Raw genomic sequence first — 1,094 nt, 5'->3', positions numbered from 1 at the left:
AGTTGGGTGTGTAGGTAGTGGGCGAGGGTGTCTGGTGTCGGGTAGTCGAATACCAGCGTGGCGGGTAGTCGCAGCCCGGTCACCGTTGCCAGCCGGTTGCGTAGTTCCACCGCGGTCAGTGAGTCGAATCCGAGGTCCTTGAACGCCTGGCCGGCGTCGATGCCGTCGGGGTTGGCATGGCCCAGCACCGTCGCCACGTGGGTGTGGACCACATCCAGTAGCATCCGTTGCTGTTCGGCCGGTGACACCCCAGCCAGCCGGCGCGCCAGCCCGGCGGTGTCCGCCACGACCGCGGCCGCGCTGCGCCGCGACGACACCCGGGCCAGTCCTCGCAGCATCACCGGGACCGCCCCGGCCTCGGCCTGGCGACGCAGCCGCGCGCCGTCGAGCCGGGCCGCTACCACCATCGGCTGCACTGCGCTCACCGCCGCGTCGAACAACGCCAGCCCTTGCTCGGCGCTCAAACCCAGTAGGCCGGACCGGCTCATCCGGGCCAGGTCGGAGGACTCCAGATGCCCGGTCATCGCGCTGGCCGGCGCCCACAATCCCCATGCGATCGACGTTGCGGGCAGACCCTGGGCCCGGCGATGCGCGGCCAGCGCGTCCAGGAACGTGTTCGCCGCGGCGTAGTTGCCCTGTCCCGGGCCGCCCAGCACCCCCGCCGCCGAGGAGAACATCACGAACATCGCCAATGGCATGTCACGGGTCAAGTCGTGCAGGTTCAGCGCCGCGTCGACCTTCGCCGCCAGCACCGTGTCCACCTGCTGCCGGCTCAACGACTCCACCGTCGCGTCGGCCAGCACGCCCGCGGTGTGCACCACCCCCGTCAATGGGTGCTGCGCCGGAATCTGCGCCAGCATCCGCGCCGCAGCGTCACGATCAGCGACATCACACGCCACCACCGAGGCCTGCGCTCCCAGCCCGGCCAGCTCGGCCAGCAAAGCGTCCGCGCCGGGCGCCGCCATGCCCCGCCGGCTGACCAGCACCATCCGCCGCACCCCGTACGCGCTCACCAGATGCCGGGCCACCAACGCACCCAACGTCCCCGTCCCGCCGGTCACCAGCACTGTGCCCTGCCCACCCAACAACGGCGG

At 71.5% G+C, this 1,094-nt stretch carries 1 protein-coding gene; it reads right to left on the bottom strand.

Features of this window, described 5'->3' with window-relative positions; translation table 11 throughout:
* On the bottom strand, positions 1 to 1,094 hold a 1,094-nt coding region (locus tag AB0O48_RS34530), incomplete at both ends, for a beta-ketoacyl reductase (RefSeq protein ID WP_365070203.1).

This window comes from Micromonospora sp. NPDC085948, assembly GCF_040686315.1.
GTDB lineage: Bacteria > Actinomycetota > Actinomycetes > Mycobacteriales > Micromonosporaceae > Micromonospora.
This window is presented reverse-complemented; position numbering and strand designations above follow the sequence as displayed.